At 68.7% G+C, this 14,391-nt stretch carries 10 protein-coding genes; 5 read left to right on the top strand and 5 right to left on the bottom strand.

Going from position 1 to position 14,391, the window contains the following annotated elements:
- The 3 genes from A5622_RS00195 to A5622_RS00185 form a co-directional block, all read right to left on the bottom strand.
- Positions 1 to 1,322: MFS transporter (locus tag A5622_RS00195; RefSeq protein WP_066866906.1), on the bottom strand; the 1,322-nt coding region annotated here is incomplete at its 3' end.
- Between the two features lie 57 nt (positions 1,323 to 1,379).
- Positions 1,380 to 3,551 (bottom strand): excinuclease ABC subunit UvrB, encoded by a 2,172-nt coding sequence (gene uvrB, locus A5622_RS00190; protein ID WP_066875913.1) that lies wholly within the window; start codon positions 3,549 to 3,551, stop codon positions 1,380 to 1,382.
- Between the two features lie 196 nt (positions 3,552 to 3,747).
- Complete coding sequence (locus A5622_RS00185) at positions 3,748 to 5,823, bottom strand: serine/threonine-protein kinase (protein ID WP_066875912.1); 2,076 nt, start codon at positions 5,821 to 5,823, stop codon at positions 3,748 to 3,750.
- A gap of 306 nt (positions 5,824 to 6,129) precedes the next feature.
- Between A5622_RS00185 and A5622_RS00180 the strand changes: the two genes are divergently transcribed.
- The 5 genes from A5622_RS00180 to A5622_RS00160 all read left to right on the top strand — a co-directional run bounded on the left by A5622_RS00180 (position 6,130) and on the right by A5622_RS00160 (position 11,697).
- On the top strand, positions 6,130 to 8,889 hold the full coding sequence (locus tag A5622_RS00180; RefSeq protein WP_197507916.1) for an FHA domain-containing protein: 2,760 nt from the start codon (positions 6,130 to 6,132) through the stop codon (positions 8,887 to 8,889).
- Positions 8,890 to 8,986: 97 nt separating this feature from the next.
- Positions 8,987 to 9,451 carry a DUF402 domain-containing protein gene (locus tag A5622_RS00175; protein WP_066875914.1) on the top strand — a complete coding sequence of 155 codons (465 nt, stop codon included), beginning with the start codon at positions 8,987 to 8,989 and terminating at the stop codon, positions 9,449 to 9,451.
- The gene (gene ligD / locus A5622_RS00170) at positions 9,448 to 10,446 is read left to right on the top strand and encodes a non-homologous end-joining DNA ligase (protein WP_066875909.1); all 999 of its coding nucleotides are present in this window, start codon (positions 9,448 to 9,450) and stop codon (positions 10,444 to 10,446) included. The genes A5622_RS00175 and ligD overlap by 4 nt, the downstream gene beginning before the upstream one ends.
- A 12-nt stretch (positions 10,447 to 10,458) precedes the next feature.
- On the top strand, positions 10,459 to 11,244 hold the full coding sequence (locus A5622_RS00165; RefSeq protein WP_066875907.1) for an Fpg/Nei family DNA glycosylase: 786 nt from the start codon (positions 10,459 to 10,461) through the stop codon (positions 11,242 to 11,244).
- A gap of 48 nt (positions 11,245 to 11,292) precedes the next feature.
- Complete coding sequence (locus A5622_RS00160; protein ID WP_066866919.1) at positions 11,293 to 11,697, top strand: hypothetical protein; 405 nt, start codon at positions 11,293 to 11,295, stop codon at positions 11,695 to 11,697.
- 7 nt (positions 11,698 to 11,704) lie between these two features.
- Here A5622_RS00160 and coaE read toward each other — a convergent pair whose 3' ends face one another.
- Together coaE and rpsA are read right to left on the bottom strand one after the other, a co-directional pair.
- Positions 11,705 to 12,919 (bottom strand): dephospho-CoA kinase, encoded by a 1,215-nt coding sequence (gene coaE, locus A5622_RS00155; protein ID WP_066875905.1) that lies wholly within the window; start codon positions 12,917 to 12,919, stop codon positions 11,705 to 11,707.
- Positions 12,920 to 12,938: 19 nt separating this feature from the next.
- Positions 12,939 to 14,375: a 30S ribosomal protein S1 gene (gene rpsA / locus A5622_RS00150; protein WP_066866923.1), complete on the bottom strand. Its 1,437-nt coding sequence runs from the start codon at positions 14,373 to 14,375 to the stop codon at positions 12,939 to 12,941.
- Positions 14,376 to 14,391 lie beyond the last annotated feature (16 nt).

The following is a 14,391-nucleotide window of genomic DNA, read 5'->3' as shown; positions in this document are numbered from 1 at the left end:
AAGAGCAGGTGCGCGGCCATCCCCTCGCCGCCGGTGGCGGTGTTGACGACGACGCCCGCCAATCCTGCGCCGATCGCCGCGGAGGTCAGCTGGACGGTGTTGATGGCCGCGGAAGCCGCGCCGCCTTCGGCCGGGTCGGCGACCGACGCCATCGCGCGGGCCGACAGGTGCGGCCAGGCCATCCCGATCCCGATGCCGGCGACCAGCAGCGCGACCGCCCACAGCGCGGCGGTGCCGGCCGACCCGTCGCCGCGCCGGGCCACCGCCCCCAATGCCAGGCCGGACGCGGCCACCAGCGGCGCCACCATGACCACCCACCCGATGGTCCGTGGGTTCTCCAGCGATGCGCTGACGATCTCGCTGACCGTCCAGCCGAGGGCGAGCGCCGCCCCCAGGAACCCGGCCGCGATCGGCGTCAGATGGGCCAGCCGCTGCCCGAACAGCGGCACGTAGGTGTTCACCATCGCCGCGCCCATCAGCACGCCCATGGTCAGGTAGATCCACTTCAGCGGCCCGGGCGAGAACACGCTGGGCGGCAGGATGGCCGCGTGCATGCGCCAGTCGACGATTACGAACACGCCCACCAGCACGATGCCGGCCGCAAGCAGCCCGAACGTCGCGACGGTGTTGTGCGGAATCTGCGCGACGCTGACGGCCAGCGCGGCCACGCCGATGATCAGCAGCGACCAGACCGGCACCTTCATCCTCGGGATGCCGGTCGTCGGGCTGACCCGGGCCAGCGCGACCGGCACCAACAGGGCCATCAGCACGGTCAGGACGGCCATCGCGACGAACGCCCAGCGCCAGATGCCGAACTGCGCGAACAGGCCGCCCGTCGTGGGCCCGACCACGGTCGCCACGCCCCACATCGCCGACACCAGCGCCGAGCCCCGCGTCCACAACCAGCGGGGCAGGGCGGAGTTGATGACCGCGTAACCCAGCCCGGCCAGCAAGCCGCCGGCCACCCCCTGCATGGCCCGGCCAGCAATCAAAACATGCATCGTCGGGGCGGCGGCGCAGACCAGGCTGGCGACGCCGAACACGACGAGGCCCAGCATGTATGACGAACGCGCGCCGATGCGCAGCAGCATCGGATTGACCATCGTCGCCGCGACCACCGACCCGACGAGATACAGGGTCGTCACCCACGCGTAGAGCCGGCTGCCGCCGATTTCCGCGATGGTGTTGGGCAACAAGCTGGTGGTCAGGAACTCGTTGGTGGCGTAGAGCGCTACCCCGCCGGCCAGCAGGATGGACGTCCTCAGATACCTCGGGCCCAGCAGCTCACGCCAGCCGCCGGTGATAGTCGCCGCGTCGGTCACTCCTCCACCGTATGGGGTGCCGCGGCGACAACAGCCGCAGATCGGTTGCCAGCAAACTCATTTCAGGCCGGCGGCGTCCATCCCCCGCAGTTCCTTTTTCAGGTCGGCGATCTCGTCGCGGAACCGGGCCGCCAGCTCGAATTGCAGGTCGCGCGCGGCGGCCATCATCTGCGCGGTCAGGTCCTTGATCAGGTCGGCCAGTTCGGCGCGCGGCATGCTGGCCGTGTCGCGGCCCTCGAACACCCCGGCGCTGACGGCGCGACCGGGCTCGCCCTGCGCCCGCCGGCCACGGGACGCGTTGCGGCCCGACCCGCCGATCTCCACGGTCTCGCTGTCGTCGGCCTCGCGGTAGACCTGGTCGAGGATGTCGGCGATCTTCTTGCGCAGCGGCTGCGGGTCGATGCCGTGCTCCTCGTTGTACGCGACCTGCTTGGCCCGACGCCGTTCGGTCTCGTCGATGGCCTCTTTCATCGAGTCGGTGATGGTGTCGGCGTACATGTGCACCTCACCGGAGACGTTGCGGGCGGCGCGGCCGATGGTTTGAATCAGGCTGCGCGATGACCGCAGGAAGCCCTCCTTGTCGGCGTCCAGGATCGCCACGAGCGACACCTCGGGCAGGTCCAGCCCCTCGCGCAGCAGGTTGATGCCGACCAGCACGTCGTATTCGCCCAGCCGCAGCTGACGCAGCAGCTCGACCCGGCGCAACGTGTCGACCTCGGAGTGCAGGTAGCGCACCCGGATGCCCATCTCCAGCAGGTAGTCGGTGAGGTCCTCGGCCATCTTCTTGGTCAGCGTGGTCACCAGCACCCGCTCGTCGGCCTCGGTGCGCTTGCGGATTTCGCCGATCAGGTCGTCGATCTGGCCCTTGGTCGGCTTGACGACGACCTTCGGGTCGACCAGGCCGGTGGGCCGGATCACCTGCTCGACGAACTCGCCACCGGACTGGCTGAGCTCGTAGGGACCCGGGGTGGCCGACAGGTACACCGTCTGCCCGATCCGGTCGGCGAACTCCTCCCAGGTCAGCGGGCGGTTGTCGCACGCCGACGGCAGCCGGAAGCCGTATTCGACCAGGTTGCGTTTGCGCGACATGTCGCCCTCGTACATCCCGCCGATCTGCGGGACGGTGACGTGCGATTCGTCGATGACCAGCAGGAAGTCTTCCGGGAAGTAGTCCAGCAGCGTGGCCGGCGGTGAGCCCGGGCCCCGGCCATCGATGTGCCTTGAGTAGTTTTCGATGCCCGAGCAGAAGCCGACCTGGCGCATCATCTCGATGTCATAGTTGGTGCGCATCCGCAACCGCTGCGCCTCGAGCAGCTTGCCCTGGCCCTCCAGCTCGGCCAGCCGCTCGGCCAGCTCGGCTTCGATCGTCGAGATCGCCATCGCCATCCGCTCCGGGCCGGCGACGTAGTGGGTGGCCGGGAAGATCCGCAGCGAGTCGACCTGGCGGATGACGTCACCCGTCAGGGGGTGCAGGTAGTACAGCGCCTCGATCTCGTCGCCGAAGAATTCGATGCGCACCGCCAGCTCTTCATAGGACGGGATGATCTCCACCGTGTCGCCGCGCACCCGGAACGAGCCGCGGGTGAACGACAGGTCGTTGCGGGTGTACTGGACGTCGACCAGCAACCGCAGCAGACCGTCCCGGGGCACCTCGTTGCCGACCCGCAGCTCGACCGAGCGGTCCAGATACGACTGCGGGGTGCCCAGGCCGTAGATGCAGGACACCGACGCCACCACGACCACGTCGCGGCGCGACAGCAGCGACGACGTCGCGGAGTGCCGCAGCCGTTCCACGTCGTCGTTGATCGAGCTGTCCTTCTCGATGTAGGTGTCGGTCTGCGCGATGTACGCCTCGGGCTGGTAGTAGTCGTAGTACGAGACGAAGTATTCAACAGCGTTGTGCGGCAACATCTCTCGCAGCTCGTTAGCCAGCTGCGCGGCCAGCGTCTTGTTGGGCGCCATCACCAGGGTGGGCCGCTGCAGCCGCTCGATGAGCCAGGCGGTGGTCGCCGACTTGCCGGTGCCGGTGGCGCCGAGCAGCACGACGTCGCGCTCCCCCGCCCTGATCCGGCGTTCCAGCTCCTCGATAGCGGCCGGCTGATCCCCGGCGGGTTGGTGCGGGCTGACGACCTCGAAGCGGCCGCCGACGCGCACCAACCCCTCCACGGCCTCTTCGGCCGGGCGGTACTCCGAATGCGCTACTACGGGATGTTCCGTGGCGAATGCCATGCCACCAGGGTAGAACCGATCACCGACAAGTGCCGTGGCGGTGGTTTTACCAGGTCGGCGGGGCACCTTCGCCACATCCGTCACGTCCATACCTGTCCGGAAGGACAACGCTTACCCCAAACGTGCCAGCGCATGCGCTAGCGAGTTTGAAACTCACGTCGTGGTACCTGGAGACCGACCCGCCCCGCGAGACCGACTACCCCGCCGGACGCGTCCAGGTCCGGGTGACCGGATCGCATTGCAGCAGATAACCGTCGCTGGACGTGCTCATGGCGAACACCGAGGTGTTCGGCCGGTCGCAGGAGCTGCCCGCGGCGTGCACGCCCATCGTGATCGGCGCCTTGGCCCAGCTGCTGCCCTCGCAGACGATCTGCTCGTTGTTGGTCGGGTCGTAGGCCACCTTGCCGACGTCGCTGCACAACCCGCCGAGCACCGGCGGCGCCGGGGCCGACGCGGAGGTCGAGGTGTTGATGACCTGGGTGGGATCGCCCAGCGCCACCTTCGCGGGCGCATCGCCCGCCCGGGTGGCCACCACCGGCACCCGCACCACCGCTCCCTGGGCCCCGCATTCGTTGCTGAGCACGGTCTCGGTCTCCGTGCCGCGCAGCGTGCCGTCCGCCTGCGGCGCCAGCGACCAGGCGACGGTTTCCTGCTGGGTGGCCCGCACCTGACCGTTGGGCTGGGTGCAGCCCACCCGCTGCTGCACGGGCGCACCCTGCCAGTAGCCGCCCACGAAGCGCAGGGTGTCGGTCTGTCCGCCATCGGTGGTGTCGGCCACCTGGTGAGTGGCGTCGTCCAGCTGGGTGCCGGTGGCCGCACATCCGTTGGTGGTGCACACCGACAGGAAGGCCCACCAGTTGGTGGCGGCGCCGTCGTGCCGGATCGAGATGCCGTTGGTGGTGCGCTTGGCCTGGTCGTAGGCCAGCCGATAGGTCCCGCTGAGCACGGGTCCGCCCGCGGTGGGCGCGGCACTCGCGGCCGGCACCGACGGCTTGGAGGCGAGCGCCGGGTTGCTCGGCGGCGGGCCGGGCTGGAAGGAGTAGAGGATCGACCAGGTCGCCGCGACGGCGATCAGTACCGCACACACCAGCGCGGCCGCCCATCGGGTTTTCGACGAAAAACGGTGGCCCAGAACGGCAATGACGCCGGCGGGACCGCGCCGGCGATGCTCCGTCGCCACCACGGCGCGGGGCGCGACGCCACGGCCGAACTCGGAGGCGGCCCCGGACGACTCGCTGACGGCGGTGGCCAACGCGCGGCACCGGTCGAACCTGTCCTCGGGGCGCTTGGCGAGGGCCCGGGCGAACACCTCGTCGAGCTCGGCGAGGTCGGGGCGAAAATCGCTGAGCCGCGGCGGTTCCTGATGCAGGTGCTGGCTGATCACCGCGATCGGGTTGGAATGCTGAAACGGCGGCGCCCCGGTGAGCAGGTGGAAAGCCGTTGCGGCCAAAGCGTATTGATCGGCCCGGCCGTCGATGGGTGAACCCGTCAACTGCTCGGGCGCGGCGTACGCCACGGTTCCGACGGCGACGTTGGTCTCGGTGATCCCGCTGATGTCACCCAGGTGGCGCGCGACCCCGAAGTCCGCCAACAGGATTCGGCGCTCTCCCGCCTCGGGATGGGTGAGCAGGATGTTGGCCGGCTTGACGTCGCGGTGCAGCAGTCCACGGTCGTGGGCGTAGTCCAGCGCGCCCGCCACCGCGTGCACGATGGCGCACACCTCGTGGATGGGCATCCCCTCGGCGTAGTTCTCCTTGACCAGCCGGGAGGCGTCGGTGCCCTCGACGTAGTCCATCGAAATCCACAGGTGCCCGTTGAATTCGCCCCGGTCGTGCACACCCACGATGTGCGGGTGCCACAGCGTCGCGGCGAGATCGGCCTCGCGATTGAATCTTTCGCGAAACTCGGGGTCGGCGGTCACCGCCTCGGCGAGGACCTTGATCACGTCGCGGCGGGGCAGCCGGGGATGCAACGCCAGGTAGACCTCGGCCATCCCGCCCGCACCGAGCTGCCGCAAAATCGTGTAGCCGGCGAACGATGCGCCGTTGCCCACCGCCAGGCGCTGCCCGCTGGACTCGTTGAGTTGTTGGGCGGCCACGGGTTCCGCGTTCGGGGCCGAATCGACCGGTGGTATCCGGCGGAACAGCTGCCCGATCGGCATGGCGGGCAACGAGTGAAACCCCGCGCGCAACGCCGCACGGGCTTGTCGCGGGTTGCTCAACAGCCGCCGTCCGGCGCCGATGCGCCGAGTAGTTCCCTTGTGCTCGTTCATCAATGCCCTGCCCCCTCGTTTTCCGGCACCGCCCCCTGGTGTCGCCGCGCTGTGCTGCGGATCGCAGCACCCTGGGCGTGCGCATCGCGATTGGGCCCTCTGCGTCTCGTCGCGTGCCGGCACCACAGTGTGCTCGACGCGCGCGGACGCAACCCTTATTGCACCCCTCCCGTTCGAATAATGCCGCACGCCAGTAGGCGATTCGTCTCAGCAGGCTATGAAAGGGCTATGAGTGGCCGAATCGAGACAAAGGGAAGTCACAGCTGGCTCCAATAGAGCGCACTGCCAACGCTGGCCGATACTTGAGTGGTGACTCGACCCGCCCCGCCCATTCTGACAATTCGGCATGACGGGTCCCAACGATCCTTCGCGGCGGGCCACGAGGTGGTCGTCGGGCGCGACGTGCAGGCCGATGTGCGCATCGCCGATCCGCGGATTTCGCGCGCGCATCTGATCGTGCGGTTCGACCAAGGCCGGTGGCTGGCAATCGACAACGGCTCGCTGAACGGCACCTACCTCAACGGCTACCGGATGCCGGTGGTCGATATCCACGACGGGCAGAGCATTCACATCGGCAACCCCCAGGGGCCGCGCCTGACCTTCGCGATCGGGCCCCAGCAGGGTCATGCCGGCCAGCCGCCGCGGCCCAGGCCGAGTCACGACTCCGGGCCGCCAACGCTGGCATGGACTGCGCTTGCCGAGCAAACGAATCCGACGCATCCGCCGCGGCCCCCACAGGGCCGAACCGGCGGCCAGAACAGGGGTCCCGCTCGCGGCGGCCCGCAGGGCGCGCCGTCGCGCCCGGTGCCACCCCGGCAGCCGGCGAGGCCGCCGAACGCGCCCCCGCGACAGCCGACGGTGCCGCCTCGCCAGGCGCCACCGCCCCGCGTGCCGCCGGCGCCGGCGCCGCGCGGCGTACCGCCCGAGGAGCGGACCGTCATCGACCCGGGCTCACCGGCAAGGCTGCAGGTCAGCCCGCCCGCCGCGGGCGAAACCGAGGCGCCACCACAGCCATCCGCAACGCCCGCAGCGGAATTCACCGTGATCGACGCCAAGACGGCCGACGTGTCGAACCTGGCGACGCGTTTTGTGAAATTGCTCTCGCCGCGCGCGTCCTCGGCGGCGGGCACCGCCGGCGCCATGACGATCGGCCGCGCCCCCGAGAACGACATCGTCGTCTCCGACGTGTTGGCGTCGCGCCAGCATGCCACCCTGGTTCCCACCCAGCTGGGCACGGAGATCCGCGACAACAGCGTCAACGGGACGTTCGTCAACGGCACCAGGGTCGGGTCGGCCATCCTGTCGCAGGACGACATCGTCACCATCGGCAACGTCGACCTGGTGTTCCGCGACGGCACCCTGACCGAACGCGGCGGCGCCGCCACCCGCACCGGCGGCCTCGAGGTGCGCGACGTCTCCTACGTCGTCGACAACGGCAAGCAGTTGCTCGACGACATCTCGCTGACCGCGCGCCCCGGGACGCTGACCGCCGTGATCGGCGGTTCGGGCGCCGGCAAGAGCACACTAGCCCGGCTCATCGCCGGTTACACCACCCCGACGTCGGGCTCAGTCACGTTCGAGGGACACAACATTCACGCCGAGTACGCATCGCTGCGCAGCAGGATCGGCATCGTTCCCCAAGACGACGTGGTGCATCGCCAGCTGACCATCAACCAGGCGCTGGGCTACGCCGCCGAGCTGCGGCTGCCGCCCGACACCGGCAAGAGAGACCGCGCGAACGTCGTCGCCCAGGTGCTCGAGGAACTCGACCTGACCAAGCACGCCGACACCCGCGTCGAAAAGCTGTCCGGCGGGCAGCGCAAGCGCGCCTCGGTGGCGCTCGAACTGCTGACCGGCCCGTCGCTGCTGATCCTCGACGAGCCGACCTCGGGGCTGGACCCCGCGCTGGACCTGCAGGTCATGACGATGCTGCGCCAGTTGGCCGATGCCGGCCGGGTGGTGCTGGTGGTGACACACTCGCTGTCCTACCTCGACGTCTGCGACCAGGTGCTGCTGATGGCTCCGGGCGGCAAGACCGCCTACTGCGGCGCGCCCGACCAGATCGGTGGGGCGATGGGCACCACCAACTGGGCGAAGATCTTCACCCAGGTCGGCGCCGACCCCGACGAGGCCAACCGCCGCTTCCTGGAACAGAACGAGGCCCAGAAGCGGCCGCAGCGGTACCTGCCCGACAAGACCGACGAGCCGAGCAGCCTCGGGGAACCGGTTCACACCAGCGTGCGCCGCCAGATCTCGACGATCGCCCGGCGGCAGGTGCGCCTGGTGATCGCCGACCGCGCCTACTTCGTGTTCCTGGCGCTGCTGCCGTTCGTTTTGGGCTCGCTGTCGCTGACCGTGCCGGGCAGCAACGGATTTCACGCACCCGCGCCGAACGCGGGGACACCGGACGAAGCCGCGCAGATACTGGCCCTGCTGATGCCGGCCGCGGCATTCATGGGCACCGCCTTGACAATTCGCGACCTGGTCGGCGAGCGCGCCATCTTCCAGCGTGAGCAGGCGGTGGGCTTGTCGACCACCGCCTACCTGCTGGCCAAGAGCGCGGTGTTCTGCGGGTTCGCGGTATTGCAGTCGGCGATCGTCACGGCGATCGTGGTGGTCGGCAAGAGCGCCCCGACGCGCGGCGCGGTGCTGTTCGGCCACTCGACCGTCGGGGCCACCGTCGAACTGTTCGCCACCGTCGCGGCGACGTGCGTCGCCTCGGCCATTCTGGGCCTGGCGATTTCGTCGCTGGTGCGCTCCAGCGAGCAGATCATGCCGCTGTTCGTGGTGGCCGTGATGGCGCAGCTGGTGCTGTGCGGCGGGATGGTGCCGGTGACCGGCCGCCTCGGGTTGAACCAGCTGTCGTGGGCGATGCCGGCGCGCTGGGGCTACGCCGCGGCATCGTCGACGGTGGACCTGCGTCACCTGGTGCCCGACACCCTGCTGTCGCAGGATCGGTTCTGGCAGCACACGCCGAAGATCTGGCTGCTCGACATGGGCATGCTGGCCGCGCTGTCGATCTTCTACGCCGGGTTCGTGCGATGGAAGATCCGGTTGCGCCGGTAACGAGGCGGCCCGGCGGCGGTAGGGTGACACCATTCACCCGCCGAAGCACGAGACATTCGACCTGGTGGCCCGCACGAACACCGATCCCAAGGGCATCGTGCGGACCGTCGACGAATATGCCGTGCACCCGTGGGGCCTCTACATCGCCCGGCCCACCCCCGGTCGCGCGCAGTTCCATTACCTCGAGTCGTGGCTGCTGCCGTCGTTGGGGTTGCGCGCCACGGTGTTTCACTTCAACCCCGGGCATGAACGCGATTTCGACGTCTACCTGGATGTGGGCGAATACCAGCCCGGCCCCACCGCGTGGCATTCCGAAGATCACTACCTGGACATCGAGGTCCGCACCGGGATCGGGGCGCAACTCACCGATGTCGACGAGCTGCTCGACGCCGTCCGCCACGGCCTGCTCACCCCCGAGGTCGCCGCGCAGGCGGTGCAGCGGGCGGTGACCGCCGTCGACGGGCTGGCCCGCAACGGCTATGACCTGTCGCGCTGGCTGGCGCACCACGGCATGCGGTTGACCTGGCGCGGGCGCGCCGCGTCGCCGGACCACGTGTCATGACGGACTTCGCCGGTCTGTCTCGCGCGGTGCGCGCGGCGCTGCGCGAGGAACCCGTGCCGGACTGGCGGCCGCCGACGCTGGCCACGCTCACCGAGGATCGGTTCTCCGATCCGCACTGGATCTTCGAGCGCAAGTTCGACGGCATGCGTTGCCTGGCGTTTCGCGACGGCGACCGGTTGCGGCTGTTGTCGCGGAATCGTCAGACGCTCAACGGAACCTACCCCGAGTTGGTGGATGCGCTCGCCGGCCAGCGCACCACTCGCTTCGTCGTGGACGGCGAGGTGGTGGCGTTCGAGGGCCGCCGGACCAGCTTCGCCCGGCTGCAGGGCCGGCTGGGCATCACCGACCCCGAGTTGGCCCGCGCATCCCCGGTGCGCGTCTTCTACTACGTTTTCGACCTGCTGCATCTCGACGGCCAATCCACCGTCGAGGTGCCGCTGCTCTGGCGTAAAAGGTTTCTGCGCAAGGCAATCGACTTCGCCGACCCGCTGCGCTACGCCCCGCACCGGGTCGAAGACGGCATCGCCGCCTACCGGGCGGCGTGCGGGCGCGGCGACGAAGGGGTGATCGCCAAGCTGGCCGACTCCCCCTACGACGGCGGTCGCTCACGCGCCTGGCTGAAGTTCAAATGCGTGCGCGACCAGGAATTCGTGGTCGGCGGCTACACCGGCCCGAAGGGCAGCCGGGTGGAGTTAGGCGCGTTGCTGCTCGGGTATTACCACGGCGATGAGTTGCGCTATGCCGGCAAGGTGGGCACCGGTTTCGACGACGCCACGCTGCACCGCTTGCACGACCGGTTGTCGACGCTCGCGCAAGACCAATCGCCCTTCGCCCGGGGGTCGGTGCGCGAGGCCGGCGCGCATTGGGTTCGCCCCGAGATGGTGGTCGAGATCGGATTCACCGAGTGGACCCGCGACGGAAAGCTCCGCCACCCGCGCTATCTCGGCATGCGCACCGATAAGGACCCGACCGAGGTGGTCAGGGAGACACGCTGATGCGGTGGCCGCATGCCTGAACTGCCTGACGTGGAAGGGTTTCGGCGGCAACTGGCCGCCGCACTGCCGGGACGGCGGATCCGGCACGTGCAGGTGCACGATCCCGGGGTGCTGCGCAACGTGACCGCGAAGGCGCTGGCCGGCCGGTTGACCGGGCACCGCTTCGCCGATCCGCGCCGGCACGGCAAGTGGCTCGTGCTGCCCACCGATGGGTCGACGCTGCTGATTCACAGCGGGATGACCGGCCGCCCGTACTACGCCGCCGACGGCGCCGCCCATGACCCCTACGAGCGATTGACCGTCGCGCTGGACGAGGGCGAACTGCGCTACGCCGACCTGCGCAAATTGCGCGGGGTGTGGCTGGCCGACGATCCGGACGACATCGCGCATGTCACCGGCCCACAGGGCCCCGATGCGCTGGGCCTGCGCCTGCGGGAGTTCCGCGACGCGCTGGCCGCGCGATCGGCCAGGTCGCGACAGCTCAAGCCCACGCTGATGGACCAGTCGGTGATCGCCGGGCTCGGCAACCTGTTGGCCGACGAGATCTGTTGGCGGGCCAGACTTCGGCCCACCCTGCCGATCAGGGAGCTGGACGACGACGACGTGCAGGGCCTGCATGGCGCGATGACTCGGGTGCTGCGGACCGCGGTGCGCCATGGCCGGGTGCCGGGCCTGCCGCGCTGGCTGACCGGGGTGCGTGACGAACCGGACCCGCACTGCCCACGCTGCGGCACCCGGCTGGAACGGGACCGGGTGGGCGGCCGCACGACGCTGTGGTGTCCGCGCTGCCAGCCGTAGGGCAATCGATGTGGCCCCCCGATCAGGCTGGTTGTAATGTCAGCCGCTATGAGCTGCCAGGCCCGCGGGCTGCTGCCGATCGCCGCCGTGACCGCCCTCGCCGTTGTGAATCCGGCAGTCGCACGGGCGGATCTGCACAACATCACCTACCGGGCCAGGATCGACGGCGTCACGACCGGGAGCCAGGCCACCTTCGTGATCAACGGCGGTCAGACGAACACGGCCGGGCTTAGCTCGGTGCCCGGCAACGCATTCGAGGCCGACACGGTGTTGCCCGACCCGCAGCAGGCCGGCATGCGCATCGTGGTGCGCTTCCCGTATGCGGCGAACGTGCACTGCGAAATCGACGTGGACGACAACGTGTTCGTCCAGTCCGACCAGATGGTCAGACCGGTCGCGGGCAACGCCGATCCCATGAACGGGGCGCTGCAGTGCGGCGCACCCTTGCCCTAGATTCGCCTCAGGGCTTCCAGCCCGTCGAGTCGGCCCACTCCCAGGCCCGCCGGTAGGCGTCGAGGAACCACGGCTCTTTTGCGGCGACATAGCGCAGGATGTCTCCGTCAGCAGTGCTGTCGGCTCCGCGTTTTACGGTCAGATACTCGGCGCGCACAGCGGGATTGGCTTTGAGCCAGTCCCGGAACAGCAAGGCGAATTGCTGATTGGGCCGGCCGTCGACCCGGATGTGCACATTGGTCGGCCGCCCGGGATCGGCCGAAGCATGAACTTTCTTGTGCCACAACGCCTCGTGGTCGCTGTGGTCGTATCGCGCTACGGTGCTGCGCGCGTCGGGTTTGGGGAAATCTTGAGTGATGTGCTTGGGGCGCGGATAACCGGCGGCAAGTAACGGCTCGGCGAGTTCGTCGGCTTCGGCAAGGGATTCGACGGTGATCTGAATGTCGATGACATCCTTGGCCGGAAAGTCGGGCACGGCCGTCGACCCGATGTGATCGACGCGCAACGCCTGGTGACCGCAGGCCGTCTTGAGGCGGTTGACGATCCGTTGCGCCTGGTCCGGCCAGGTCGGGTCCGGTGGCACCAACCGCGCTGGTGCGCGCGCGTACTGCCGTTGGCTCAGGTTGTGGGCGAACGGCACGATGCGGTGGTCCCACAACTGCTGGGCGCGCTGCACCAAGTCTTCCGGGCTGCCCGAGTTGTCCAGCCAGATGTCGGCGACCGCGCGGCGCTGCTCGTCGCTGGCCTGCGCGGCGATCCTCGCCCGCGCATCCTCCTCGGCCATGCCGCGCTGATCGACCAGCCGCCGCAGCCGCACCTCGACATCGGCGTACACGATGACGACGAGCGGGAACAGCGGAGCCATCCCGGATTCCACCAGCAGCGGAATGTCCTCGACCACAACGGAATCCTCGGGCACCGACGCGATGATCTCCGAACGGCGATTGCCCACCAGGGGGTGGACAATCCCGTTCAGCGTCTTGCGTGCCTCGTCATCACGAAAAGCCTTGGCGGCCAACGCCGGACGATCCAGTGATCCGTCCGCGAGCAGGATGTCGCTGCCGAACGCCTCGACCAGCGCGGCCAGGCCTTCGGTGCCGGGCTCGACCACCTCGCGCGCGATGACGTCGCCGTCGACGATGACGGCACCGCAGCGCGCGAACGTGGACGACAGCGCCGACTTGCCGGCGCCGATGCCACCGGTCAGCCCGATACGCAGCATGGCGTGGTCGCCGACGGCGTCACGCGTTGCCGGCGAGTTTCTCCCGCAGCGCCGCCAATTGGGCGTCGCTGGCCAGCGAACCGCCCGCCTTCTCCTCCCGCGCACCGTTGCCCGGCGACTGCTCGGCGTGCCCGGCGGCCTCGGCAGCGGCGAACTTCTCCATCTGCGCCGTGTGCATCTTGTGCCGCCGCTCGGCCTCGGCGTAGCGGGCCTCCCACTCGGCGCGCTGCTTCTCGAATCCCTCGAGCCATTCGTTGGTCTCGGAATCGAAGCCCTCGGGGAAGATGTAGTTGCCCTGCTCGTCGTAGCTGTCGGCCATGCCGTACTTCGCCGGGTCGAACTCTTCGGTGTAGTCCTCGTTGGCCTGCTTGAGCGACAACGAGATTCGGCGGCGCTCCAGGTCGATGTCGATGACCTTGACCATCGCGTCGTCGCCGACCGCGACCACCTGGTCGGGGACCTCCACGTGGCGCTCGGCCAGCTCGGAGATGTGCACCAGGCCCTCGATGCCCTCCTCGACGCGCACGAACGCACCGAACGGAACCAGCTTGGTGACCTTGCCGGGCACGATCTGGCCGATGGCGTGGGTGCGGGCGAAGTGGCGCCACGGGTCTTCCTGAGTCGCCTTCAGCGACAACGAAACCCGCTCGCGATCCATGTCGACGTCGAGCACCTCGACGGTGACCTCGTCGCCGACCTGGACGACCTCGGACGGGTGGTCGATGTGCTTCCAGCTCAACTCGGAGACGTGCACCAGGCCGTCCACCCCACCGAGGTCGACGAATGCGCCGAAGTTGACGATCGAGGAGACGACACCCTTGCGGATGGCGCCCTTCTGCAGCTGGTTGAGGAACTCGCTGCGCACCTCGGACTGGGTCTGCTCGAGCCACGCGCGGCGGCTCAGCACCACGTTGTTGCGGTTCTTGTCCAGCTCGATGATCTTGGCCTCGATCTCCTTGCCGATGTACGGCTGCAGATCGCGGACGCGACGCATCTCCACCAGTGAGGCGGGCAGGAAGCCACGCAGCCCGATGTCGAGGATCAGGCCACCCTTGACCACCTCGATGACGGTGCCCTTGACGGCCTCGTCCTTCTCCTTGAGCGCCTCGATGGTGCCCCAGGCGCGCTCGTACTGCGCGCGCTTCTTGGACAGGATCAGGCGACCTTCTTTGTCCTCCTTGGTGAGGACCAGGGCTTCGACCTCATCACCGACGGAAACGACCTCGTTGGGGTCGACATCGTGCTTGATGGAGAGTTCGCGGGCGGGGATGACCCCTTCGGTCTTGTAGCCGATATCGAGGAGCACCTCGTCCCGGTCCACTTTGACGATCGTGCCTTCGACGATGTCGCCATCGTTGAAGTACTTGATCGTTTTGTCTATTGCGGCGAGAAAATCCTCGCTCGAGCCAATGTCGTTGACGGCTACTTGCGGCGAGGTGACGGCGGGACTCGGCATATTGTTGGGTTGCTCC

Origin of the sequence: Mycobacterium sp. 1245801.1, assembly GCF_001673055.1 — a bacterium.
Taxonomy (GTDB): Bacteria; Actinomycetota; Actinomycetes; order Mycobacteriales; family Mycobacteriaceae; genus Mycobacterium; species Mycobacterium europaeum_A.
This window is presented reverse-complemented; position numbering and strand designations above follow the sequence as displayed.